Genomic DNA, 24,588 nt, shown 5'->3' on the forward strand with positions numbered 1-24,588 from the left:
GCATGAGCCTGCGTTTCCTTCCCTGGTCCTTTGCCCTCGCGCTGCTGGTCGGCTGCAGCACCGTGTCCGCGCCGCATGTGCAGCGCAAGGGCAATCTGTCGCCCACTGCCGAGGCCGGCCAAGCGGCCGAAGTCGCCGCTGACGCTGCCCGTGACGCCCAGGGCGCTCCGCAGGCGGTGATCCGACGTGGCACCGGCACCATGATCAACCGCGAAGCGGCCCGCGCTCCGGCACCGGCACTGCATGGCGCCAGCACCGGTGAGGCGACCTTCAATTTCGAAGGCGAGTCGGTGCACGCGGTGGTCAAGGCCATCCTCGGTGACATGCTGGGCCAGAACTACGTGATCGCACCCGGGGTGCAGGGCACGGTCACGCTGGCGACGCCCAAGCCGGTGTCGCCGGCGCAGGCGTTGAACCTGCTGGAAATGGTGCTGGGCTGGAACAACGCCCGCATGGTGTACAGCGGCGGCCGCTACAACATCGTCGCCGCCGATCAGGCGCTGGCCGGTACCGTCGCACCGAGCACGGCGCCGGCTGCCAGCGCGCGCGGTTTCGAAGTGCGTGTGATCCCGCTGCAGTTCATCTCCGCCACCGAGATGAAGAAGGTGCTGGAGCCGTATGCGCGGCCCAACGCCATCGTCAACGTCGACAGTGGCCGCAACGTGATCACCCTGGGCGGTACCCGCGCCGAGCTGGAAAACTACATGCGCACCGTCGAGATCTTCGACGTTGACTGGCTCTCGGGCATGTCGGTGGGCGTGTTCCCGATCCAGTCCGGCAAGGCCGAGCAGGTCGCCGCCGACCTGGAAAAAGTGTTCGGCGAGGAGAGCAAGACGCCCAGCGCCGGCATGTTCCGCTTCCTGCCGTTGGAAAATGCCAACGCGGTGCTGGTGATCACCCCGCAGGTGCGTTACCTGGACCAGATCCAGCAGTGGCTGGACCGTATTGATACGGCCGGTGGCAGTGCGCGCCTGTTCTCCTACGAGCTGCGCTACATCAAGGCACGTGACCTGGCCGAGCGCCTCAGCGAAGCGTTCGCCAGCAGTGGCAACCGCGGCGGCTCCAGCCCTGCATCGCTGGCACCGGGCGCGATGCCGTCGCAGCTGGGCAGCGACGGTGATCGTGGCATGGACAGCAACAACAGCAGCAATTTCGGTTCGACGTCGGGCAGTGGTTCCAGTGGCACCGGCAACGGCAGCATGAACCTGCCGCAGCGCCAGTCCGGCAATGTCAGCGTCAGCCTGGAAGTGGAAGGCGATCGCGTGGGCGTGTCGGCGGTGGAGGAAACCAACACCCTGCTGGTGCGTTCGACCCCGCAGGCCTGGCGTTCGATCCGCGAAGTGATCGAGAAGCTGGACGTGATGCCGCTGCAGGTGCATATCGAAGCGCAGGTGGCCGAGGTCGCACTGGAGGGGGACCTGAAGTACGGCGTGAACTGGTTCTTCGACAACGCGGTGGCCGGGCGGGCGCTGACCGGCGCATTGAGTGGCGTGACCCTGCCGGCGGCTGCCGGCGGCTCCTGGAGCAGCTTCGCCGGTGCCGCAACCGCCGGCGAAGGGCTGGGCTGGGCGTTCACCGGGCACAATGGCGCAGCGGTGGTAAGCGCGCTGGACAAGGTCACCGATGTACGCCTGCTGCAGACTCCCTCGGTGTTCGTGCGCAACAACGCCGAGGCCACGCTCAACGTAGGCGACAAGGTGCCGATCAACACCACCACGGTGAACACCGGTATCGGCGCCGGCACCTACAGCTCGGTGCAGTACATCGACACCGGCGTGATCCTGAAGGTGCGGCCGCGCGTGACCCGTGATGGCACCGTGTTCCTCGACATCGTGCAGGAAGTGAGCAGTGCCTCCAACGTGCCGGACAATTGCAATCCGACGGAGCGCAACTGCAACCCGCGTATTTCCACCAAGAAGCTGTCGACCGAAGCGGCGGTGCAGAGCGGGGACACCATCATGCTGGCCGGCCTGATCACCGACACGGCCACCGATGGCAGCAGCGGTATTCCTGGCCTGAGCCGGATTCCCGTGGTGGGTGCACTGTTCGGGCAGAAGAGTCGCACCAGCCGTCGTTCGGAGGTGATCGTGCTGCTGACCCCGAGCATCGTGCGCAACGGGCAGGAAGCACGCACCCTGACCGACGAGTACAGCCAGCGCTTCCGCGCGATGGAACCGCTGAACCAGCCGCGCGCGAAGAAGTAAGGGGTTACGGCCGGGCTGCGCCCGGCACCCGCAGAGGCTGGAGCAATAGCAACAGCAACAGCGGGTTTACTGAGGGATGGCGGGGCGGTGTGGGTTGTCAGGACACGCCGTAAACCCGTCCCTGGGGGCTCGATGGCGCCATCCATGGCGCCAACGGTCCTGCCAACCCACACCGCCCCACCTCTGACAGATTCCCGCGGCTGTTGGTAGGTGTCGACCTTGGTCGACACGCTGGATCCACATCATGCGTGGAAGACGCTCCATCGAAATCGAATATTTCGATATCTGTGAGATCTGAGCCGAGCATGGCTCGGCTCTACAGAAAGCAATGCCCGGCAGATCGCAGGCAACTGTCGAAGGCGGGGTGGGTCCGGTTGCGGGGGTGTCCGCGGCATGGATGCCGCGGCCAAGCCCCCATGGACGGGTTTACGGCGTCCCCCGCAACCGGACCCACCCCGCCATCCCCCAGGAACCCAGCTTTTGCTCCGGCTGTTGCTTCGGCTCTGGCTCTGGCCTCTGCGGGCGCCGGGTGCAACCCGGCCGATACCCTCCCAGTGCTAGGCTGTGGCTACCGACAACCACGGAGGCGGGATGGGGGCGATCGTGTTGTTGCCGCTGTGCGTGGACGATGCTGCACTGGATCGTTGCCTGGCTGCGCTGGATGCCGGCACCGCGCCGGGAACCGCGGTCTGGTTGGCCGACGACGCGCAGACCGGGCCGCGTGCGCAGGCGGTGGTGGAACACTGGTTGGCACATACGCCATTGCAGGCCGAGTACACCCGGCGCGCACGGCCGCTGGGCGAAGTCGCCCACCTCGATGAAATGCTGCGCGCCTGCGATGGCCTCGACGTGGCGGTGCTGGCACCGGACAGCATGCCGACACCGGGCTGGCTGCAGCAGCTGCAGGATGCCTTTGCCCGCGACGCGGCCATCGCAACCGCAACCCCCTGGTGCAACGCCGGTGAAACCTCCGCCTGGCCGCGCTTGGGCGAAATCAATCCCGAGCCTGAAGATCCGGACCTGCTGGCGCAGACCTGCGCGAGCCTGCCAACGCTGCACCCGGAGCTGCCGTCGGCGGTCACCCACGCGGTGCTGGTGCGTGGCAACGCGCGCCGTCGTGCCGGTGGCCTGGACGTGGACAGCTATGCCGGCTGGAACGCGGCGCTGGTCGACCTCAGCCTGCGCATGGCCGGATTGGGTTGGCGCAACGTGCTGTGCGAGACCGCCTTCGTCAGCCGGGCAGGGGAGGCGGTCAGCCGTGACGGCGATCTCGAAGCACTGGCCGCGCGCTGGCCGGGCTGGGTGCCTCGGTTGGCGGACTTCCTGATGCACGACCCGCTGCACGGGCTGCGCGCCGACCTGCAGCAGCGCATGCGGCAGGCGATAATGCCGAAGGAACAGGGCGACCTGTTCGTCCCGTCCGCGCCGGAGCCACCCGTTTGAATGTTGCCATTGCCGCCATCGTCGTCACCTACCAGAGTGGCAGCACCATCGACGCCTGCCTCTCGCGCCTGCGCCAGGCGCAGGACGTGGCCGAGATCCGGGTGATCGACAATGGCTCGATGGATGGCACGCTGGACATCGTGCAGCGGCATGCCAGCCACGACCCCCGCGTGCGCTTCGTCGGCAATCCGGACAATCCCGGCTTTGCCGCCGCCAACAACCAGGGCGTGGCCGATTCGCACAGCCCGTGGCTGGCCTTCATCAACCCGGATCTGATGGTCGAGCCGGATACGTTGGCTGAACTGCGCCGCCGTGCCGAAGCCTTGGGCGACTGCCTGCTGGGTGTTGAGCAGCTGGACGAGCATGGCCATGCCGACGAGGCGGTACGCCGTCGTGATCCGGATTTCCTGTTGATGCTGCGTTCGCCCGGGAAGGGTTCGAAGCTGGCGGTGCCGCGTGAGCCGCACCAGGCGCTGCAGCGGGTGCCGGCCCTGTCCGGTGCGCTGCTGATGATGCCGCGCGCACTGTTCGAGCGCATCGGCGGCTGGGACGCGGGCTACCGCCTGCACGCCGAGGACCTGGACCTGTGCCGCCGCGCACGCGAGGCCGGCGCGGTGGTGGCGATCGCCAACGACCTGCATGTCACCCACGTGCGCGGTGTCTCCAGCCGTTCGCGGCCGTTCTTCGTTGAATGGCACAAGCACAAGGGCCTGTGGCGCTATTTCCAGAAGTTCGAGGCCAGGCAGCGCTCGCTGCCGGTGCGCGTGGCGGTGTGGGGCGCGATCTGGGCGCATGCCCTGATGCTGGTGCCGAGGCTGCTGCGCAGGTCGTTGTAGAGCCGAGCCCACGCTCGGCTCAGGCAACATCCAGCCGAGCGTGGGCTCGGCTCTACGGAAGGCGGGCGCGCCCACGGTTCACTCCGCCGGGCGCATAATCCGCCCCATGCCTATCATCCAGTCCCTGCTCGACACCGATCTGTACAAGTTCACCATGATGCAGGCGGTGCTCCACCAGCACCCCGGCGCCCAGGTGCAGTACCGGTTCAAGTGCCGCACCCCCGGCATCGACCTGGCCCGCTACATCGACCAGATCGACGAAGAGATCGACCACCTGTGCAGCCTGCGCTTCAGTGATGCGGAGCTGGATTACATGCGTGGCCTGCGCTTCGTGAAGCCGGACTTCGCCGATTTCCTCGGCCTGTTCCACCTCGACCGCAAGTACATCCAGCTGCGCGCCTCGAAGACCGTGCCCGGCGAGATCGAACTGGACATCACCGGTCCGTGGCTGCACACCATCCTGTTCGAAGTGCCGTTGCTGGCGATCATCAACGAAGTCTGGTTCCGCAACACCACCACGGCCGATTTCGCCGAGGGCGAGCGCCGCCTGCAGGCCAAGGCCGCGCTGCTGCGCGATACCCCCGGCTTCGAGCAATGCCGCATCGCCGACTATGGCAGCCGTCGACGCTACTCGCGTGACTGGCACGCCCGCCTGCTGCCGCTGCTGCGCGATGCGCTCGGCCCGCAGCTGGTCGGTACCAGCAACGTGCACTTCGCCCGCCTGTACGGCATGACCCCGCACGGCACCATGGCCCATGAGTACCTGCAGGCGTTCCAGGCACTGGGCCCGCGCCTGCGTGATTCGCAGGTGGCGGCACTGGAGTCGTGGGCGCGCGAGTATCGCGGCGATCTGGGCATCGCGCTGTCCGACGTGGTCGGCCTGGATGCGTTCCTGCGCGACTTCGACATGTACTTCTGCAAGCTGTTCGACGGCGTGCGCCATGATTCCGGCGATCCGTTCGACTGGGGTGACCGCATGCTTGCGCACTTCCAGCAGCGCCGCGTCGATCCGCGCAGCAAGGTGCTGGTGTTCAGCGACGGGCTCGACATCGCCAAGGTGATGCGCCTGTACGACTACTTCAGGGGGCGCTGCCAGGTCGCGTTCGGCGTCGGCACCCACCTGACCAATGATCTGGGCCCGACGCCGCTCAACATCGTCATCAAGATGGTCCGCTGCAACGGCCAGCCGGTGGCCAAGCTCAGCGATTCGCCGGGCAAGAGCATGTGCGACGATCCCGGCTATCTGGCCTATCTGCGCCAGGTGTTCGAGTTGCCGCAGCCGGAGTAATACCGGCCGGCAGGGCTTACAGGTAGTCGACCACGACCAGGTAAGCACCCTGCAGCGGCTGCTGCTTCGAAGCCTGCACGCTGTAGCGCTCGGAGAAGGCGATATCGCCGGCGCGCATCGCGCTGGCCGACACCGACAGCTTCTGGCCCTGACGCTTGCCATCGCGCAGCGTCGCGGCCTGGCCATCGGCCAGTGCCGTCACGGCCACCGTCGAGCCCTTGGCCGACGGCGGGCAGGCCGCCAGGCTCAGCTCACCCTGGGACAGGTTCGTCGTGCAGCCCGGCTCGGCGATACGGCCGCTGAAACGGATGCTGCCGCTGCTGGCCTGGGCCAGTGCACTGACGGACATCAGGGCCACACACAGCAGAATGGAATTCCTCATGACACGTTCTCTGGTTCGGTGTGTCCTAGTTAGCGACAGGTTCGATCCGTCTTTAATAGGACAAATCCGAATCTGCTAGGGCCATCACCAAGAAAGAGTGATGCGCATCAAATAAGGCGATTTCCACCTGAAAAAGGCCTGTTTTCGCGCATGCCGAACGCGCCGCTCAACCCGTCATCCAGGGCCGTTCGCGACCTGATCGCGTCGCCGTCAAATCCTCCATGCCCGTCGGGATCCCATTCTGCCTACCACGTCACATTTAATGCGTCAATGAATTGGCGTTCAGAAAAATAATGAGACTTTCATCACAGTTGCGCCTATACTTGCGTCACGGATTCAGGGGAAGGTATGTCCGAGTCCGGCCACAGGTGAGACGCAAGGATGGGTCTTGATAGCCCGGCAGTGCTCCTTGCTTCCTCCTCTACTTCTCATCTCTTCAGTAGGGTTAGGTAAAAGCGAATGCACAAGATCAATCTCATTGCCGCTCTGATGCTGGCCGCCGCTCCGCTGGCCGCCAACGCCGCCGACGGCACCATCACCTTCAATGGCAAGGTCACCGACAAGACCTGCACCATCTCGACCCCGGGCGGCAAGGACTTCGCCGTCAACCTGCCGACCGTGTCCAAGAACACTCTGGCCACCGCCGGTGCCGTTGCGGGCCGTACCCCGTTCGCCATCAACCTGACCAAGTGCAGCGCCGGCAACGTCGCGACCTACTTCGAGCCGGGTTCGACCGTCGACTTCAACAGCGGCCGCCTGGTCAACCAGTCCTCGGCCAACGCTGCCACCAACGTGCAGCTGCAGCTGCTGGGTTCGAACAACCAGTTCCTGCCGATCAAGGCTGCCGGCGCTGGCCTGGCCCAGACCAACTCGCAGTGGGTCACCGTCGGCACCGACGGCTCGGCCGATCTGAACTACTACGCTGAGTACTACGCCACTGCCGCCGCCACCCCGGGCGACGTCACCAGCAGCGTCAAGTACACGATCATCTACAACTGATCGTAGCCGTACCCGCACTGGCCGGCGTACGCGCCGGCCAGTGCTCCGCGGCCTCTGGCCACACCCCTCGAGCGTAGTACTTCCGATGAAAGCAATCTTTCCCCGGGCGCTGCTGCTGGCAGCGTTCACGCTGCCCTTCTGCCAGAACGCTCTGGCCGGCGTGGTGGTCAACGGCACGCGAGTGATCTATCCGGCGCAGGCGCGCGAAGTCACCGTGCAGGTCGACAACGTGGGCGAATCGCCGGCGCTGGTGCAGGCCTGGATCGACAGCGGCGACGCCAACCAGACCGCTGATACCAGCGATGCCCCGTTCGTACTGACGCCGCCCATCGCGCGCGTCGAGCCGGGCCGCAGCCAGGCGTTGCGCCTGATCTTCTCCGGCGCGCAGCTGCCGACCGACCGCGAGTCGGTGTTCTGGCTGAACGTGCTGGACGTGCCGCCGTCGCCCGACAACGCCGACAGCGGTGACCAGAATTACCTGCAGGTCGCGTTCCGTTCGCGGCTGAAGCTTTTCTACCGGCCGCAGGGCCTGAAGGGCGTCGCCAACGACGCGCCGGCAGCGCTGCGCTGGACCCGCACTGGCGACCGCCTGCGGGTGGAAAACCCGAGCCCCTTCCACGTCACGCTGGCTGAAGTGCATGCCGTGACCGGCAGCAGCGAGAAGACCGTCGAAGACAAGGGCGCGATGGTCGCGCCGAAGCAGAGCCTGGAGTTCACCGCACCGGCGGGCTCCGACCAGGTGCGCTTCATCACCATCAACGATTACGGCGGTCGGGTGGAACACAAGGTCCGCCTCGGCAGCACCGGGGGCTGAACGCGCCGCGCGGGACTTGGGCCTGCGCATCCCGCCACCGCCGCCGTGCGGCGAATTGAAGGAATGTCAGTGTGATCGGAAACAGATTGACATTGTCGATCCATCAGGCGATCTGCCTGCTGGTTGCTGGCGTGGCCTGCCCAGGATGGGCGCTGGCTGCCCCGGCCAATCTCGGCGAACAGGCGCTGATGGCGCAGAGCGGTGCGGCCAATGCGCGTGCACCCGAGTCGGCCCAGTTCAACTCCAGCTTCCTGTCCGGCCAGGCCAAGCAGGTCGATCTGGCGTCCTTCACCAATGGCAACCCGATGGTGGCCGGCACCTACCGCGTCGACGTCTACGTCAACGGTGGCTGGCAGGGCCGCCGCGACCTGCAGTTCAAGGCCGATGAGCAGGGCCGTGTCGACGCCTGCCTGCCGTTGCCGATGCTGGAAGAAATGGGCGTGGACAGCGAGGCCGTGCTGCTGCAGCAGGATCCGTCCGTGCCGACCGACAAGACCAGCTGCGTGCCGGTGCAGCGGCGCATGGCCAATGCCTACGGCATCTATGACAGCGGCAACCTGCGTTACGACCTCAGCATCCCGCAGGTGTTCCTGCGTCGTGAAGCGCGTGGCTACGTCAATCCTTCGCTGTGGGACCGCGGCATCAATGCCGGCTTCGTCGGCTACAGCTTCAACGCCATCGACAGCGACAGCCGCGTCGAGGGTGGCCAGCGCAACCGCAGTGCCTACCTCGGCCTCAACGCCGGCCTGAACCTGGGGGGCTGGCAGTTCCGCCACGATTCCAACCTGACCTGGTCCGAAGGCAACGGCCGCCACTGGCAGAGCATCGCCACTTACGCACAGCGCGGCATCCCGCAGGTGCGCGGCATGCTCACCATCGGTGAGGCCTACACCACCGGCGAACTGTTCGATTCGATCGGTTACCGCGGCGCCAGCCTGGCCAGCGATGACCGCATGCTGCCCGATTCGCTGCGCGGCTACGCGCCGGTCGTGCGCGGCATTGCCGAAACCAACGCACGCGTTGAAGTGCGCCAGAACCAGCAGCTGATCTATTCCTCCACCGTGTCGCCGGGCAGCTTCGTCATCGACGACCTGTACCCGACCGGCTACGGCGGCGACCTGGAAGTGAGCGTGATCGAGGCCGATGGCCGCCGCCGCGAATTCAAGGTGCCGTTCGGTTCGGTGCCGCAGATGCTGCGCGAAGGCGTGTCGCGCTACGCGCTGACCGCCGGCCAGGTGCGCAACAAGCTGCTGGCCGATGAGCCGTGGCTGGTGCAGGGCACCTACCAGCGCGGTATCGGCAACCAGCTGACCCTGTACGGCGGCACGGCGCTGAGCGATGGCTACCTGTCGCTGCTGTACGGTGTCGGCCTGTCCACGCCGGTCGGCGCCTTCGCCGCCGACGTCACTCATGCACGCACCTCGTTCGACCACTATGGCGACCACACCGGTGCCAGCGTGCGCTTGAGCTACAGCAACATGATCGGCGAGACCGGGACCAACCTGACGCTGGCCGCCTACCGTTATTCGACCGAGGGCTTCTACAGCCTGCAGGACGCGCTGTATGGCCGTGATTCGGACAAGCGCGGCATCGATCCGACCACCCGTGGCCGTCAGCGCAGCCAGTTCCAGGTAACGCTGAACCAGCCGCTGGGCCGTCGCGGCGGCGCGCTGTACGTGACCGGCTCGGTGCGTGACTTCTACGACCGTTCCGGCACCTCCAAGCAGTACCAGGTCGGCTACAACAATGCCTGGCGTTCGGTGAACTACGGCTTCTCGGCGCTGCGCACCGAAGAGGGCGTGCTTGGCCGCTCCGACACCCAGTACCTGCTGTCGATGAGCGTGCCGCTGGGCCGTGGCACCCACCCGGTGTCGTTCAGCGCCGATCTCGGCGTGCGCGACCGCGGTGGCTACGACAACAGCCGCGTCGGCATCACCGGTTCGACCGGCGTCGACAACAACTTCAGCTACGGCGTGGCCCTGTCCGATTCCCGCGAAGGTGGCACCACCGCGGTCGGCAATGCCGAGTACCGCAGCCGCTACTCCGCGTTGAACGCCACCTACAGCCACTCGCGTGATTTCCGCCAGGCCTCGGTCGGCGCCAACGGCAGCGTGGTCGTGCATCCGGGCGGCTTTACCTTCACCCCGCAGCGTGGCGACACCATGGTGCTGGTCGAAGCACCGGGTGCGCGCGATGCGATCGTCAGCAACGCCCCGGGCCTGCGCGTCGATGGCCGTGGCTACGCCGTGGTGCCGTACGTGTCGCCGTACCGCCTCAACACCGTCACCCTCGACCCGCAGGGCATGGCCCACGACGTCGAACTGGAAAGCACCAGCCAGTCGGTCGCGCCGTTCGCCGGTGCGATCAGCTACCTGCGCTTCGATACCCGCAAGGGCAACGCGCTGCTGATCCAGGTCCGCAACCCCGATGGCCGCACCATGCCGTTCGGTGCACAGGTCAAGGACGAGCAGGGCCAGCCGGTGGGCATGGTCAGCCAGGGTGGCCGCCTGTACGTGCGCAGTGACAAGAACCAGGGCAGCCTGCTGGTGGAGTGGGGCGCCGGCGCCGACCAGCGCTGCACCGTCGATTACCAGGTACCGGCAGGCGCCGATGCGTCCAAGACCGGCTTCATCCCGCTGGAGGCAGCATGCCGATGATTTCTTCCCGTGGCCGCAAGGCACTCGCCGGCCTCGCATTGTTGGGCGGTGTGTTGCTGGCACAGCAGGCCAGTGCGGCCTGCCGCATCCAGATCAACGGTTTCGTTGCGCAGGACGTCACCATGGACATGGGACAGATCGTGATCCTGCCCAGCACGCCGGTCGGTGGCGTGATCAAGGAAATCAGCGAATCGATCAACCAGCGTGACCGGGTTGCCAGCTGTGACTACTGGTCCGGAGGCCGTTCGATCGGTGAGTACGTCAACGCTGCGCAGAAGCGCCCGGTGCCGGGCTTCTCGGATACGTATGAAACCGATGTTCCTGGCGTGGGCATCAAACTGTTCCGTGATTCGGGTTCGATCCAGGTCTATTACCCGCATCAGCTCACTTTCGGCGGCAATTCGACGGTTACGTTGATCGGCGGTCGCTTCCGCATCCAGCTGATCAAGACTGCCGCTCAGACCGGTTCCGGCGTGATCGCGCCGAATGGCCGCTTCACCACGTATTACTTCGACGGCGATGGCCCCGGACGTCCCGTGTTGACCTCGACCTTCAAGGGCTCGGGCACCACCGTGGTCAGCCCGACCTGCGAAGTGCAGGCTGGCAGCCGCAACATTGCCGTCGATTTCGGCAGCGTGGCCAACACCACCTTCACCGGTGTCGGCTCCAAGGCCGTTGATCGTGACTTCGAGATCCGCCTGAACTGCCAGGGCAGCAATGTCGCGGCCTACCAGAGCAAGATCGGCATCCGCCTCGATGCCGACCAGGACAGCTCGAACATGCCGGGCGTGCTGAAGCTGAGCGCGGCCAGCAACAGCGCCACCCGCATCGGCATCCAGATGGTCCAGCGCGATGGCAGCACCGAGCGCGAAGTGCGCTTCGGCCAGACCATCAACGTCGGCACCACCGCGCCGGGTACCAGCGTGATGGCACTGCCGCTGCGTGCACGCTATGTGCAGACCCAGGCCGGCACCGTCGGCGCCGGTGTCGCGAACGGCCAGGCCACGTTCACCATCCAGTACGAGTAAGGCGGCCGCAGGCCGCGCCACTGCTGCGTTCCACCGCAACGTCGTCCGTTCCACGGGCGGCGTTGACTGCGTCTTGATCCTGCAACGATGAAGATCGATGCCACGACGCGCATACAGTCGACTTAATGTGATGTATGTCGCGAATTTGGAGTTTCCTCATGAGATGACCGTCTCCTGCCTGCGGGTATTGGACGAGATCATCGAAAGGATCCAGACGTGGCTACAGCTGCCTGCCCCTCGTCGCACCGGCCTTCCGGAGCGCTGCCATGAAGGTCCTGTCGGTGTTCGGCACGCGGCCGGAAGCGATCAAGATGGGGCCGCTGGTACGGGCCCTGGCGGGGGCTGCGGACATCGAATCGGTGGTCTGCATCACCGGCCAGCACCGGGCGATGCTGGACCAGGTGATGTCGCTGTTCGAGATCACTGCCGACCATGACCTGGATGTCATGGTGCCCAACCAGACCCTCAATGGGCTGTGCGCGAAGCTGTTCGAGCGGCTTGACGCGCTCTACACGCAGGTGCGCCCGGACCGGGTGCTGGTGCATGGCGATACCACCACGGCGATGACTGCGGCGCTGGCCGCGTTCCATCACCGCATCCCGATCGGCCACGTCGAGGCCGGCCTGCGCACCGGCGACATCAACCGGCCCTGGCCGGAGGAAATGAACCGGCGGGTGATCGATGTGGTCGGCCACCAGCTGTATGCGCCCACCCCCAGCTCGCGCGCCAACCTGGCCCGGGAGCATCTGGGCGGGCAGATCCTGGTCACCGGCAACACCGTCATCGATGCCCTGCAGCAGACCGTAGAGCGCCTGGATGCCGATCCGGCACTGCGAGCCCATGCCGATCAGCCCTTCCACATGCTTGACCCCGGCCGTCGGCTGCTGCTGGTCACCGGCCATCGCCGCGAGAGTTTCGGCCAGGGCTTCGAGGACATCTGCCGCGCGCTGGCCGAACTGGCGCGGCGGCCGGACCTGCAGGTGCTGTACCCGGTGCACCTCAACCCGAACGTGCAGGGCCCGGTCAACGCCCACCTCGGCCACCTCGACAACGTGCACCTGGTGCCACCGCAGGATTACCTGCGCTTCGTGCGCCTGATGCAGCGTGCGGACGTCATCCTCACCGACTCCGGGGGCGTGCAGGAAGAAGCGCCCGCGCTGGCCAGACCCGTTCTGGTGATGCGCGACGTCACCGAGCGCCCGGAGGCGGTCGAGGCCGGTGTGGTGACGCTGGTCGGTACCACGCCCTCGCGCATCGTCGAGGGGGTCAATGCGGCACTGGCCCAGCCACCGCAGCCGACCCGCTTCGAGCCTGATGCCAGTCCCTACGGGGACGGCCGCGCCAGCGCCCGCATCGTCGCTGCCCTGCGCGGCACGCCGCTTCCCGAATTCTCGCCCGGTCTCCGCAGCGGCGGTGCCGCCCACCCCCATCCGCATGAAGTGACGCCATGACCCAGACCGGCCGCTCTCCCCTGTTTGTTTCCGCCGCCGCGTTCGTCCTGTCGGGCGTGGTCGGCACTGCCCATGCCGCCGACAACGTCGCCGGCCAGTTCGCCGAATGGAGCGGCGACAGCACGGTGAACCGGCAGATGACCCTGCGCGAACTTGGTTTCCGCCAACCGCTGGTGCTGAGCGGGCAGGAGAGCCAGCGCGAGGTCTACCTGCCGGTGCCGGCCGGCGTCGCCACCCGCGATGCGCAACTGCAGCTGGACGGGCGTTATGTGCGCGGTCACGCCGGGCGCACCTCGGGCCTGTGGTCGGTCGATGGCGATCCGATCGCCGCGCGCTCGATCACCGACGCGCAGGGCGACGCCAGCCAGCTGCTGGCCATCGATGGCGAACCCCGCCAGAACGGTTTCGTGCGGGTCGGCGTCGGCTGGTGGTCGATCGTCTCCGACTACCAATGTGCCGACCAGAGCGCGCCGGCCAACGTGCTGCGGCTGTCGCCGGACTCGCGCTTCAGCTACCGCTTCGATGGGCGTGCCGTGGATACCGTGGCCAAGGCCTGGGGCGCGCTGCCACCGCAGGTGCGGCTGCTGGTGGATGGCAAGGCGCTGCAGGCGCCGGCCTACGACGCCGCCTGGCGCATCGGTACCGCGTTGCAGGCCGGCGGCAAGCAGGTGCAGGTGGTGGCGCTGCCCAAGGTCGGTGACAGCGTCGACCTGACCGGCATCAGCATCCCGGCCAGCCTGCAGGGCATGCCGGCCTATGCCACGCTGGCTGCCGGCGAGCGTACGCATGCGATCAAGGACCTGGCCGAAGTGGGGGCGCTGCTGTCGTTGCGTGACAGTGGGCCCTTGGCCGCTGACGTGATGATCGGCAGCGAAGCGTTGCGGACCGGCGTACGCGCGGCACTGGACGCGCTTGCCGCGCAGGTTGCTGCTATGGGTGCCGATGCGGGCACTGCTTTCGCCGCATGGCGCGGTACCGATATGGGGGGCCTGGAAAAGCCCGCGGCCAACGCCTCGGTCAGCGTGGTCGCTGTTGCCGGCCGCCCGACGCTGGTGGTCGACCCGGCGGCGGCGGGCAAGGTCGCCGGACTGTTCGCCGAACAGTGGCGCAGTTACGCGCTGGGCCGCAGCCTGCAGGTCAGCCAAGCGGGAACGCCGAAGCTCGACGGTGACCAGGTGCTGTTGAGCCGGCTCGGCAACATCGCCGGTACGATGGATGTCGTCACCCGTGCCGACCGCAGCGCGAGTTTCGACCTCGGCGCGCTGTCGGCCGATGGGCGCCTGCCCGAGGAAGTGGTGATCGATGTCTCGGCGGCACCCAACGCGGCCGGACAGGGTGCGGTGGCGACGATCTACTTCAACGATTACCTGCTGGGTGGCAAGGTGTTGGCGGCCAACGGCCAGCCGCAACGGCTGGTGGCCAAGGTGCCGGCCTACGCCCTGTCGGCGCGCAACGAGATCCGCGTCAGCTTCCTGCGCCAGCCGGCACGCCCCTATTGCCACGATCCGGCCACCGGCTACCCGGTCTCGATCCTGCCCAGCAGCCACCTGACCCTGGCCAAGCGTTCGCTGGGCAGTGACTTCGTCGGTGCCAGCAGCCAGCTGTCGCGCGGCAACCAGGTGTTCGTGCCCGGCACCTGGCTGCAGGACGCGCCGACCTCACTGGGCAAGGTCATCGCCGTGGCCAGTGCAGTGAGCGCGTCGCCGGAGGCATCGGAACTGAAGGTGGTCGATGCCGGTGCCGCGGTCAGCCCGGGCGCGCCGTGGCTGGCGTTCGGTGTGGCGCCATCGGGTGTCGATGCGGCCGGTCTGAAGGATGGGCACTTGCTGATCGGCGGGAAGCCGCAGCCGCTGCTGGATGTCAGCGGGCTGGATCGTGCTGCCGTGGTGCAGGTGGGGTCGTCCGGCGGCCAGCTGGGCGTGCTCTACAGCGACCTCGGTGCGCAGGCACCGTCGTTCGGCGCGCCGTTCCGGCTGCTGCGCGGCGATCTCGCCGTGCTCGACGGCAGTGATGCCGTGCGCGAATTCGATCGCCAGGATCCCTATGGCACGCGTATCGCGCAGGACGGCAATCCGCAATCGAAGTGGGAACGGCACATGGTCTGGTTGCTGCTGCTGGTCGGCGTGATCGTGTTCGCGCTGCTGGCCGCCCGCGTCACCCAGGTGCGCCGTCGCAAGTCCGCCAACGCAGGGCACTGATCCGCCGTGGACGGTCTGTTCTGGAACATCCAGCTGGCCAACTACTACGCCGTCCTGGAAACCACGGCGGCGGCGGTGGCCGTGCTGATCCTGATCTCCAGCCTCGATGACCTGTTCATCGATGTCTGGTACTGGGTGCGCGAGAGCTGGCGCGCACTCACGATCAAGCGCCGCGATGCCTACCGGCCGCTGACCCAGGACGACCTGCTGCAGCGGCCGGAACAGCCGCTGGCGATCATGGTGCCGGCGTGGATGGAGTACGACGTCATCGCGCAGATGGTGGAGAACATGATCAACGTGCTCGACTACCGTGAGTACGTGGTGTTCGTCGGCACCTATCCCAACGACCAGCAGACCATCGACGAAGTGGAGCGCATGCGCCGCCGCTACAAGCGCCTGCGCCGCGTGGAAGTGCCGCATGATGGGCCTACCAGCAAGGCCGACTGCCTGAACTGGCTGATCCTGGCCATCTTCGATTACGAGAAGCGCCACGACATCGAGTTCGCCGGGGTGATCCTGCACGACAGCGAAGACGTGCTGCACCCGATGGAACTGCGCTTCTACAACTACCTGCTGCCGCGCAAGGACATGATCCAGCTGCCGGTCACCTCGCTGGACCGCGAGTGGTACGAGCTGGTGGCCGGCGTCTACATGGACGAGTTCGCCGAATGGCACGCCAAGGATCTGGTGGTGCGTGAAAGTGTTTCCGGCATGGTGCCGTCGGCGGGCGTCGGTACCTGCTTCTCGCGGCGCGCGCTGCTGGCGCTGAGCGCGCAGACCGACAACCAGCCCTTCAACACCGACAGCCTCACCGAGGATTACGACGTTGGTGCGCGGCTTGCGGCGATGGGCATGCAGTCGATCTTCGCGCGCTTCCCGGTGCAGTTCCGCGTGCGTCGCCCGTCATGGTTCGGCTGGGGCCCGGTACGCGAGCGCACCCAGCAGATGGCGCTGTGCGTGCGCGAGTACTTCCCCGACAACTTCCGCGCGTCGTACCGGCAGAAGGCGCGCTGGGTGCTGGGCATCGGCCTGCAGAGCTGGGAGTCGCTGGGCTGGCGTGGCTCGCTGGCCACCAAGTACCTGCTGGCGCGTGACCGCAAGGGCATCATCACCTCGTTCGTCAGCATCATCGCCTACCTCATCTTCCTGCAGCTGCTGCTGTTCTGGCTGCTGAAGATGACCGGGCTGTGGACGATGCAGTTCCCCAGCGTGTTCCAGGCCGGTACCTGGCAGATGAACGTGGCGCTGCTGACCACGGCGGCGCTGGCGACCCGGGTCGTGCAGCGCTTCTACTTCGTCAACCGGCTGTATGGCTGGGAGCATGCGCTGATGTCGATCCCGCGCATGGTGGTTGGCAACATGATCAATTTCATGGCCACCGCACGCGCATGGAAGGTGTTCCTGGCCTACCTGCTGTTCGGCAAGCGCATGGTCTGGGACAAGACCATGCACGACTTCCCGGATGCCGCGCAGCTGGTGCAGACCCGCAAGCAGCTCGGTGAGCTGTTGACCACCTGGCAGGCAGTGGAACCCGAACGCCTGCAGCAGGCGTTGGACCAGCAGCATGCCGGCCGGCAGCAGCCACTGGGCCGCATCCTGCTCACCCAGGGCTGGCTGGATGATGAAACCCTGGCCGAGGCCATCGCATTCCAGGGCGACCTGCCACGCGCGGTGATCGATGTCGATTACCTGCGCGCCTGCCAGTTCCCGGTCAGTGCCGATGCCTGCGTGCAATGGCGCATGCTGCCGTTGCCGCCGCGCGAGCAAGGCACCCTGCGGCTGGCGGTGGCCAGCCCATTGCCCGAAGAGGCGTTGGCACTGCTGAAGCAGGAAACCCGCAGCGAGCACATCGAACAGAACATTGCCCGCGAAAGCGAGATCAACGCGGGTCTGCGTCTGATCGGTGGCGACCGGCAGTGGCACCTGGACAACGTGCCCTTGCTGGGTGACCTGCTGGTGGAGATGCGCCTGATCGACCACGCGCGGTTCGAGATCGCACTGGACGACTACATGCCGCAGCGCGACGGCCGCATCGGCGATTACCTGGTGAAGCAGGGCATCACCACCGAAGAGGCTGTGGCCCAGGCCATGCAGGAGCAGCGCCGGCGTGCGGCCGCGCTGCAGTCACCGCCTCCCGGAGCCTTGCCGGCATGAAGACCACGCTGCTGTCCACCGTCATTGCCGTCGCGTTGGCCACGGCCAGCGTATCGGTACAGGCCCAGGCCGATGCGCAGCTGCCATTGTCTGGAGCTGCCTACCGTATCGCCGAACAAGCGTTTGCCGCGTATGAGCGTGGTGACTACCGCGCAGCCTACCAGCAGTCCAGCGAAGCGATCCGGCTGCGCCCGGACGTGGTGCGGCTGCGCCTGCTGCAGATCTATGCGCTGCAGAAGCTCGGTCGTGGCGCAGAAGCGCAGCAGCAGGCGCGTCGTGCACTGGATGCGGGGTTGACGGATCCGGCGTTGCCGGCGCTGGCGGCTGCCACCGCTGCACGTGGCGCGGCGACTGGCGGCAAAGGTGCGCGCACGACATCCCCGTCGCGTCCGGTCGGCAGTGCCGCAGACCGCAGCAGGCAGCAGGCCTACGCGCTGGCCACCGAGGCATACGCGGCCTATGACGCCGGGCGGATGGGAGAGGCGGCCGGCAAGGCCGAACAGGCCTTCCGGCAGCAGCCGACGCAGGGTGCCTGGGCGTTGCTGTGGGTGGCGGCGCTGGAGGCACAACAGCAGCCCGAACAGGCCGACGCCGCCATCAGCACAGCGCTGCGGTTGGGCGCACCGAATGTCGAGGCGCTACGCGCGCGGCGCGTGGCACTGGACCGCCAACGCGCCCTGCGGCAGGCCCAGCAGGCCTATCAATCGCTGTCCGCAGGTGAGGATGCCGCCGCCATTGAGCAGGCGCACGCCGCTGTGGACCTGGCCCCCGACGTGGCTTCATACCGGCTGCTATTGATCACCGCACAGCTGCAGGGCGATCAGCTGGCCGACGCTGAGCACAGTGCTGATCAGGCATTGCAGGTGGATGCCAACGACCTCAATGCACGGGTCATGCGCGGTTACCTGCACCAGCGCCAGGGCAATACCGCGCTCGCCAATGAGGACTTCGACACCGCACTCGCCGCGCCGGGGTCAACAACGCAGCAACGCAACGTGCGCCTGCTGGCGGTGGATGCGGCGCTGGCCAGTGCCGACCGCACGCGCGCCGCGGCGCTGCTGGCACCCTTGCAGTCGGCATTGCCGACGGATGCGGGCGATGCACGCGCGCAGCAGCTGCTGCAGCAGGGCATCGAGCAACGCGCCTGGGCGATCCGCTCCAGTCGCGCGCTTCCCCGCATCAGCGCCCAGACCTACCCGGCACCGTTCCAGCACTGCCAGTCTGGCGACACAGGCAATGTCTGCGAGCTGATGCCGGCCGACCTGCAGGGGGATGGCGGTGCCGCACAGCGCGCCTACGCTGCCTATGCGCGGCGGGACTACGCTGACGCCATCGATGAGGCACGGCAGGCGGTGCAGCACGCACCGGACGACGCGAACCTGCAAGGCCTGCTGACCACCACGCTGGCAGCGGGCAACCGTGCCCAGCAGGACGAAGCGCGGCGGCGGCTGGATACGGCGCTGGCACAGCACCCTGATGACGCAGGAGCACTGATGCAGCGCGGCTACCTCAACCAGAAGGCCAGGGATCCGGCACAGGCACTGGCCGACTTCCGTGCCGCCGAGGCCACCGGCAAGGCGCCGAAGAGCGTGGTGCTGGACCAGGCGTACGCGAGTGCGGCCAACGGCGATCATCCACAGGCGGTGACGCTGCTGCGTAGCGCCATTGATCGCGCCGATGCCGGTGAGCTGGCACTGGACGAGCACCAGCGCTACAACGTGCGCAATGCCATCGCCAATTACTCGCGCGAGTGGGGCGTGATCGCTTCGGCGGGTTTCCGTGGCGCGCGCCAGGCCGCAACCAATGTCGGCGGTGCGGCGATCAGCACGCCGGGCGATTCGGTGTTCAGCACGCTGGAGGCGTTCTGGCGGCCACCAGCGTTCAATGACCAGCATGGCACGCTGGAGCTCTACGCACGCCTGCTCAATACGCTGTACGACGAAGGCGGCACCTATGAATCGATCCGTGCGGTGGATCCGTGCACCGGCGAATCAACGCCGGATGCGCGTGCACGCGCCGAGCGCCTCAGTCATTCGCGCTCCACCACCGGCTGGCCGTCCACCATCGCCTCGTTCGGCCTGCGCTACGCATTTGGCCAGACCGGTCTGAGCGCCGGCATCGAGCGCCGCCAGTTCCTGGGCAGCGCAACCCGCCAGGGTGAGGTCTACCCCGCATCGGCGGCCGTGCAGTGCCGCCTGCAGCTGGGACTGAACCGGCCACTGGAAGCCAGCACGCTGGCGCGCTACCGCTTGGCCAGCGGTTCCGGCGGCTGGATGTCCTACCTGACCTACGGCTATTACCACGGCACCGATCTGCGCACCGATGTGAACCAGTGGTGGATGGTCAGTGGCTACGCGCAGGGGGGATATACCTGGGACGACAACGGTGCCACCTTCACCCTCGACGCGCTCGATGCCAACGGTACGCCGGTGCGGCGGATCGGCGATGCCAACGGGCGCCTGCATCGCGAACAGTGGTTCGCTGCCGGTGAACTGCGTGCCGGGCGAAGCTTCCGCTTCGGTGCAGGGCAGACCCACTGGGTGGTCACGCCGTATGTGGTGGTGGGAGCGGACTGGCTCGACCAGCGCTCGCGCGTGCGCGACATCCGCTATCCGCTGTTCCCGGCGCAGTCGTTCGCGCTCAACGATACGCAGCGCAGCTGGTCACTTGGCGCAGGACCGGGCGTGGGCGTGCGCTACTGGTTCCGCGAGGACCACTACAACACGCCGCGCTCCTACCTGGACCTGACCGTGCAGTACCGCTTCGCGATCGGCGGCGGTGATACGCAGCGCGCCAAGGGCCTGTTCGCCACCGCCATCCTCTACTACTGAGGCAGGCCCCAACGTCGTCGCAGCGCTGCGGCCTGCGGTGTGTCCTGGGTCAGCCATGGCTCCAATGCATAGACCAGCACGTGCTGTGCGCCGCTGTCGCGTGCCCATGCCAACTGCCGCTGGATGCGTGCGGCATCGGCCGTTTCGCCCTTGAATCCGCTGCCGTCGGCGGGGCCGCCGGGCAGTTCGCGGAACAACTCAACGATCGCATCGAAGCCGATGCTGTGCGCGTGGAAATGATCGAGCAGCGGTTGCAGCTGCTGCACGTTGCCAGCGCCGGCCACCCCCACGCCGTCCTGCACCATCGGTCGCACGGCCGCGTGCGCGAGTAGCGCCTGCCACAGCGTGACCAGGTTGCCATCGGTCTGCAGGCGGCTGAAGTAGCAGGACATCGCGCAGTCGCCGCCGCGTGCGCTGGCGGCCTGCACCAGCCCCTGCAGCCACTGCGCCAGCCATTGCTGGCGGGCCGGATCGGCCCAGTGGTACTGCTCCAGTTCGTAAGGCAGGTACCAGCCCCCGAAGGCCGGCTGCTGCGCCCAGGGCGCCTGTGCCAACCAGCGGCGTGCATGCGCCAGGCTGTCGGCCAGGAACGCCTGCAGCGTGGCGTCGTCTGCGCCGATGGCCTGCCACCAGCGTTGCTGGAAGGGCAGGCCGACACGGATGCGGATATCGTTCTCGCTGGCCGCGGTGAACAGCTGCTGCAGGCTGCCGTCGGGCAGTGACCAGTCGCCGTCGCTGCCACCGACGATGCCGGTCCACTGCAGCACCAGCTGCCGGCAGCCCAGCGTACGTGCAAGCTTCAAGGATCGCTGCCAGTCGGCCAGGCCCCATTGCAGGTGGCTGCGCCACGGCTGCAGGAAGGTGCCATCGACCTGCACCGGCAGCGAGCAGCCGGGCAGGGTAGCGAGCGTACCGGCCAACGGCGCCAGAACCGCCGCGCGCAGCAATCGACGGCGCAACGGCGAAGACGGATCCGTGGGAAGGACAGGCCGAACCATGCCCGCATCATCCCAGAGCACCGTGCGCAGCAGGTGAACCCCGCGTCCGGTAGTGCCGGCCGCTGGCCGGCATCACCTACCGCTTATTCCAACGCGTAGCGCAGGGTGAACAGCACCGCCACCAGCCACACCGCCGGATGCACTTCGCGCCAGCGGCCGGTACCAGCCTTCAGCGCCGCATACGCGATGAAGCCAAACGCCAGGCCGTTGGCAATCGAGTAGGTGAACGGCATCGCCAGCGCACACAGTGCCGCCGGCACCGATTCGGTCAGGTCGCTCCAGTCCACTTCCACCAGTTCGCGCAGCATCAGGCCGGCCACGAACAGCAGCGCCGGTGCGGTGGCATAGCTGGGCACCATCGCCGCCAATGGCGAGAACAGCAGCGCGGCCAGGAACAGCGCCGACACCACCAGCGCGGTCAGGCCGGTACGGCCGCCCACCTGCACGCCCGAGGCGCTTTCAGCGAAGGCGGTGGTGCTGCTGGTGCCCAGCATCGAACCCGCCACGATCGCGGTGCTGTCGGCCAGCAGGGCGCGGCCGAAACGCTTCTGCGCACCCGGCAGCTTCAGCAGGCCGGCGCGACCGACCACGCCGTACAGGGTGCCGGTGGCATCGAACACTTCCACCAGCACGAACACCAGCACCACCTGCAGCAGCACCGCGATCGGCGCGCCGCCGTCGTGGTGCAGCAGGCCCGGCAGGTCCAGCTGCAGGAAGGTCGGTGCCAGGCTCGGCGGCAGCGAGACCAGGCCCTGGTACTGCACGTCGCCCAGTGCCCAGCCGGCGCCGGTTACCGCCAGGATGCCGATCAGGATCGCACCGCGGATGCGGCGCGCTTCCAGCACCGCGATCAGCAGGAAACCCGCCAGCGCCAGCAGCGGCGGCGCGGTGTTCAACGGGCCCAGCGCCACCAGCGTGTCTTCATTGCCGACGATCACGCCGGACTTCTGCAGCGCGATGATCGCCAGGAACAGGCCGATGCCGGCCACGATGGCCGAGCGCAGCGACGAAGGAATGCCCGACACCAGCCATGCACGCACGCCAGTCAGCGACAGCACCAGGAACACCAGGCCGGAGATGAACACCGCGCCCAGTGCCTGCTGCCACGGCAGGCCGGCAGCGCCGACCACGGTGAAGGCGAAGAACGCGTTCAGGCCCATGCCGGGCGCCATGCCGACCGGGAAGTTGGCGGCCAGCGCCATCACCGCCGAACCCAGTGCAGCAGCCAGGCAGGTGGCCACGAACACCGCGCCCGCATCCATGCCGGTGGTGCCTAGAATCTCGGGATTGACGAAGACGATGTAGGACATCGTCAGGAAGGTGGTGACACCGGCCAGCAGCTCGGTGCGCACGGTGGTGCCGTGCTGCTGCAGCTGGAACAGGCGCTCGAACAGGGACATGGGGTCGCTCATGGGTAGATGCCGGCCGCTGGCCGGCATGCATGGTCGGTACACATTGCAAAAGGAGAAAGGCCGCGCGAGCGCGGCCTTTCCTGTTGCCTTACTTCAGCGCCTTGAAGCGCAGGCGCTTCGGCGCGGCGTCGTCGCCCATGCGGCGGCGCTTGTCTTCTTCGTACTCGCGGTAGTTGCCCTGGAAGAACTCCACGTGCGAGTCGCCTTCGAACGCCAGGATGTGGGTCGCGATGCGATCCAGGAACCAGCGGTCATGCGAAATGACGAAGGTGTTGCCCGGGAACTCCAGCAGCGCATCTTCCAGCGCACGCAGGGTTTCGATGTCCAGGTCGTTGGACGGTTCGTCGAGCAGCAGCACGTTGCCGCCCTGCAGCAGGGTCTTGGCCATGTGCAGGCGGCCACGCTCACCACCGGACAGCGAACCGACCATCTTCTGCTGGTCCTGGCCCTTGAAGTTGAAGCGGCCGATGTAGGCGCGCGACTGGATCTCGATGCCGTTGATGTTGAGGATGTCCAGGCCGCCAGCGATTTCCTGGAAGACGTTGTGGTTGCCTTCCAGCGCGTCGCGGCTCTGGTCCACGTAGGACAGCTTCACGGTCGGGCCGACCACGATCTCGCCGGTGTCCGGCTTTTCCTGGCCGGTGATCATCTTGAACAGGGTCGACTTACCGGCACCGTTCGGGCCGATGATGCCGACGATGGCGCCGGCCGGCACCAGGAAGTTCAGGTTGTCGAACAGCAGGCGGTCGCCGAACTTCTTGGAGACGTTCTTGAACTCCATCACCGCATTGCCCAGGCGCTCGCCCGGCGGGATGAAGATTTCATTGGTCTCGTTGCGCTTCTGGTAATCGACCGACTGCAGCTCTTCCAGGCGGGCCAGACGGGCCTTGCCCTTGGTGCGGCCGCCCTTGGCGTTCTGGCGCGACCACTCCAGTTCCTTCTGGATCGCCTTCTGGCGAGCCTTTTCCTGGTTGTCTTCCTGCTTCAGGCGCTCATCCTTCTGGGTCAGCCAGTCGGTGTAGTTGCCCTTCCACGGAATGCCGCGGCCGCGGTCCAGTTCCAGGATCCACTCGGCGGCGTTGTCCAGGAAGTAGCGATCATGGGTGACCGCCACCACGGTGCCGGTGTAGCGCGCCAGGAACTGTTCCAGCCATTCCACTGACTCGGCGTCGAGGTGGTTGGTCGGTTCGTCGAGCAGCAGCATGTCCGGCTTCTGCAGCAGCAGGCGGCACAGCGCCACGCGGCGCTTCTCACCACCAGACAGCTTGCCGACGATGGCATCCCACGGCGGCAGGCGCAGCGCATCGGCGGCCACGTCCAGCTGGTTTTCCAGGGTGTGCGCGTCGCCAGCGGCCAGGATCGCCTCCAGGCGTTCCTGCTCCTTGGCCAGCGCGTCGAAGTCGGCGCCTTCCTCGGCGTAGGCCAGGTACACCGCGTCCAGCGCGGCCTGGGCCTGCAGCACTTCGCCCACGCCTTCCTCGACCGCTTCACGCACGGTCTTGGTCGGGTCCAGCTCCGGTTCCTGCGCCAGGTAGCCGACCTTGATGCCCGGCTGCGGGCGGGCTTCGCCCTCGAAATCGGTGTCCACGCCGGCCATGATCTTCAGCACGGTGGACTTGCCGGCGCCGTTCAGGCCCAGCAGGCCGATCTTCGCGCCCGGGAAGAAGGACAGCGAGATGTCCTTGATGATCTGCCGCTTGGGCGGGACCACCTTGGACACGCGGTTCATGGTGTAGATGTATTGCGAGGACATGCGGTCTCCGTAGGCGCGGCCCTGCACCCGACCCGTCACGGGAACATCCCGTTGCGGCAGCGGGCACAGACTGAAATGGAATACCGCCAATTATAGCCGGAACCGGTTCCGGGCCGCGCCTGGAAGGGGCTGCCGGGCTG

Annotated in this window: 16 protein-coding genes; 12 read left to right on the forward strand and 4 right to left on the reverse strand. The window is 67.0% G+C overall.

Annotation, left to right across the window (positions count from 1 at the left end):
- The first annotated feature begins 2 nt into the window (after positions 1 to 2).
- The 4 genes from gspD to pncB all read left to right on the forward strand — a co-directional run bounded on the left by gspD (position 3) and on the right by pncB (position 5,771).
- Positions 3 to 2,204, forward strand: coding sequence for a type II secretion system secretin GspD (gene gspD, locus SriyCCGPB3_RS02795; protein WP_153856269.1), 2,202 nt, complete (start codon positions 3 to 5; stop codon positions 2,202 to 2,204).
- Between the two features lie 591 nt (positions 2,205 to 2,795).
- Positions 2,796 to 3,647: a glycosyltransferase family 2 protein gene (locus SriyCCGPB3_RS02800; RefSeq protein WP_110711014.1), complete on the forward strand. Its 852-nt coding sequence runs from the start codon at positions 2,796 to 2,798 to the stop codon at positions 3,645 to 3,647.
- Positions 3,644 to 4,483 (forward strand): glycosyltransferase family 2 protein, encoded by an 840-nt coding sequence (locus SriyCCGPB3_RS02805; RefSeq protein WP_110711015.1) that lies wholly within the window; start codon positions 3,644 to 3,646, stop codon positions 4,481 to 4,483. The genes SriyCCGPB3_RS02800 and SriyCCGPB3_RS02805 overlap by 4 nt, the downstream gene beginning before the upstream one ends.
- A gap of 106 nt (positions 4,484 to 4,589) precedes the next feature.
- Positions 4,590 to 5,771 (forward strand): nicotinate phosphoribosyltransferase, encoded by a 1,182-nt coding sequence (gene pncB, locus SriyCCGPB3_RS02810; protein WP_110711016.1) that lies wholly within the window; start codon positions 4,590 to 4,592, stop codon positions 5,769 to 5,771.
- Between the two features lie 16 nt (positions 5,772 to 5,787).
- On the opposite strand, the gene SriyCCGPB3_RS02815 is transcribed toward pncB, so the two are convergent.
- Positions 5,788 to 6,153, reverse strand: a complete 366-nt coding sequence (locus SriyCCGPB3_RS02815) for a hypothetical protein (RefSeq protein WP_014645902.1) — start codon at positions 6,151 to 6,153, stop codon at positions 5,788 to 5,790.
- A 459-nt stretch (positions 6,154 to 6,612) separates the two neighbouring features.
- On the opposite strand from SriyCCGPB3_RS02815, the gene SriyCCGPB3_RS02820 reads away from it, so the two are divergent.
- The 8 genes from SriyCCGPB3_RS02820 to SriyCCGPB3_RS02855 all read left to right on the forward strand — a co-directional run bounded on the left by SriyCCGPB3_RS02820 (position 6,613) and on the right by SriyCCGPB3_RS02855 (position 20,285).
- Positions 6,613 to 7,152: a fimbrial protein gene (locus tag SriyCCGPB3_RS02820; protein ID WP_094000459.1), complete on the forward strand. Its 540-nt coding sequence runs from the start codon at positions 6,613 to 6,615 to the stop codon at positions 7,150 to 7,152.
- A gap of 85 nt (positions 7,153 to 7,237) precedes the next feature.
- Positions 7,238 to 7,966 carry a fimbrial biogenesis chaperone gene (locus SriyCCGPB3_RS02825; protein WP_153856271.1) on the forward strand — a complete coding sequence of 243 codons (729 nt, stop codon included), beginning with the start codon at positions 7,238 to 7,240 and terminating at the stop codon, positions 7,964 to 7,966.
- Between the two features lie 92 nt (positions 7,967 to 8,058).
- Positions 8,059 to 10,623, forward strand: a complete 2,565-nt coding sequence (locus SriyCCGPB3_RS02830) for a fimbria/pilus outer membrane usher protein (RefSeq protein WP_164162128.1) — start codon at positions 8,059 to 8,061, stop codon at positions 10,621 to 10,623.
- Positions 10,614 to 11,651 (forward strand): fimbrial protein, encoded by a 1,038-nt coding sequence (locus tag SriyCCGPB3_RS02835; RefSeq protein WP_110711019.1) that lies wholly within the window; start codon positions 10,614 to 10,616, stop codon positions 11,649 to 11,651. The genes SriyCCGPB3_RS02830 and SriyCCGPB3_RS02835 overlap by 10 nt, the downstream gene beginning before the upstream one ends.
- 266 nt (positions 11,652 to 11,917) lie before the next feature.
- Positions 11,918 to 13,102 (forward strand): non-hydrolyzing UDP-N-acetylglucosamine 2-epimerase, encoded by a 1,185-nt coding sequence (gene wecB, locus SriyCCGPB3_RS02840; RefSeq protein ID WP_350259853.1) that lies wholly within the window; start codon positions 11,918 to 11,920, stop codon positions 13,100 to 13,102.
- On the forward strand, positions 13,099 to 15,300 hold the full coding sequence (locus SriyCCGPB3_RS02845; RefSeq protein ID WP_350259854.1) for a hypothetical protein: 2,202 nt from the start codon (positions 13,099 to 13,101) through the stop codon (positions 15,298 to 15,300). The genes wecB and SriyCCGPB3_RS02845 overlap by 4 nt, the downstream gene beginning before the upstream one ends.
- Positions 15,301 to 15,306: 6 nt before the next feature.
- Positions 15,307 to 17,454: a glycosyl transferase family protein gene (locus tag SriyCCGPB3_RS02850; RefSeq protein WP_350259855.1), complete on the forward strand. Its 2,148-nt coding sequence runs from the start codon at positions 15,307 to 15,309 to the stop codon at positions 17,452 to 17,454.
- Positions 17,451 to 20,285 carry an NfrA family protein gene (locus SriyCCGPB3_RS02855; RefSeq protein WP_110711023.1) on the forward strand — a complete coding sequence of 945 codons (2,835 nt, stop codon included), beginning with the start codon at positions 17,451 to 17,453 and terminating at the stop codon, positions 20,283 to 20,285. Before SriyCCGPB3_RS02850 ends, SriyCCGPB3_RS02855 begins: the two co-directional genes overlap by 4 nt.
- Here the strand turns inward: SriyCCGPB3_RS02855 and SriyCCGPB3_RS02860 are convergent.
- The 3 genes from SriyCCGPB3_RS02860 to ettA all read right to left on the reverse strand — a co-directional run bounded on the left by SriyCCGPB3_RS02860 (position 20,279) and on the right by ettA (position 24,448).
- Positions 20,279 to 21,244, reverse strand: a complete 966-nt coding sequence (locus SriyCCGPB3_RS02860; RefSeq protein ID WP_110711024.1) for a DUF4434 domain-containing protein — start codon at positions 21,242 to 21,244, stop codon at positions 20,279 to 20,281. The genes SriyCCGPB3_RS02855 and SriyCCGPB3_RS02860 overlap by 7 nt on opposite strands.
- A gap of 122 nt (positions 21,245 to 21,366) precedes the next feature.
- Positions 21,367 to 22,683 carry an NCS2 family permease gene (locus SriyCCGPB3_RS02865; protein ID WP_005408048.1) on the reverse strand — a complete coding sequence of 439 codons (1,317 nt, stop codon included), beginning with the start codon at positions 22,681 to 22,683 and terminating at the stop codon, positions 21,367 to 21,369.
- Positions 22,684 to 22,783: 100 nt separating this feature from the next.
- A complete protein-coding gene (gene ettA / locus SriyCCGPB3_RS02870) occupies positions 22,784 to 24,448 on the reverse strand; it encodes an energy-dependent translational throttle protein EttA (RefSeq protein WP_014035954.1) in 1,665 nt (554 codons plus the stop codon).
- Positions 24,449 to 24,588 lie beyond the last annotated feature (140 nt).

The sequence above is a fragment of the Stenotrophomonas riyadhensis genome (assembly GCF_040256885.1).
Classification (GTDB): Bacteria; Pseudomonadota; Gammaproteobacteria; order Xanthomonadales; family Xanthomonadaceae; genus Stenotrophomonas; species Stenotrophomonas riyadhensis.

Excerpts from the sequence above, each read along its gene's own strand:
- gspD (WP_153856269.1), top strand. The coding sequence starts at position 3 with ATGAGCCTGCGTTTCCTTCCCTGGTCCTTTGCCCTCGCGCTGCTGGTC.
- SriyCCGPB3_RS02800 (WP_110711014.1), top strand. The coding sequence starts at position 2,796 with ATGGGGGCGATCGTGTTGTTGCCGCTGTGCGTGGACGATGCTGCACTG.
- pncB (WP_110711016.1), top strand. The coding sequence starts at position 4,590 with ATGCCTATCATCCAGTCCCTGCTCGACACCGATCTGTACAAGTTCACC.
- SriyCCGPB3_RS02815 (WP_014645902.1), bottom strand. The coding sequence starts at position 6,153 with ATGAGGAATTCCATTCTGCTGTGTGTGGCCCTGATGTCCGTCAGTGCA.
- SriyCCGPB3_RS02820 (WP_094000459.1), top strand. The coding sequence starts at position 6,613 with ATGCACAAGATCAATCTCATTGCCGCTCTGATGCTGGCCGCCGCTCCG.
- SriyCCGPB3_RS02825 (WP_153856271.1), top strand. The coding sequence starts at position 7,238 with ATGAAAGCAATCTTTCCCCGGGCGCTGCTGCTGGCAGCGTTCACGCTG.
- SriyCCGPB3_RS02835 (WP_110711019.1), top strand. The coding sequence starts at position 10,614 with ATGCCGATGATTTCTTCCCGTGGCCGCAAGGCACTCGCCGGCCTCGCA.
- wecB (WP_350259853.1), top strand. The coding sequence starts at position 11,918 with ATGAAGGTCCTGTCGGTGTTCGGCACGCGGCCGGAAGCGATCAAGATG.
- SriyCCGPB3_RS02845 (WP_350259854.1), top strand. The coding sequence starts at position 13,099 with ATGACCCAGACCGGCCGCTCTCCCCTGTTTGTTTCCGCCGCCGCGTTC.
- SriyCCGPB3_RS02855 (WP_110711023.1), top strand. The coding sequence starts at position 17,451 with ATGAAGACCACGCTGCTGTCCACCGTCATTGCCGTCGCGTTGGCCACG.
- SriyCCGPB3_RS02865 (WP_005408048.1), bottom strand. The coding sequence starts at position 22,683 with ATGTCCCTGTTCGAGCGCCTGTTCCAGCTGCAGCAGCACGGCACCACC.
- ettA (WP_014035954.1), bottom strand. The coding sequence starts at position 24,448 with ATGTCCTCGCAATACATCTACACCATGAACCGCGTGTCCAAGGTGGTC.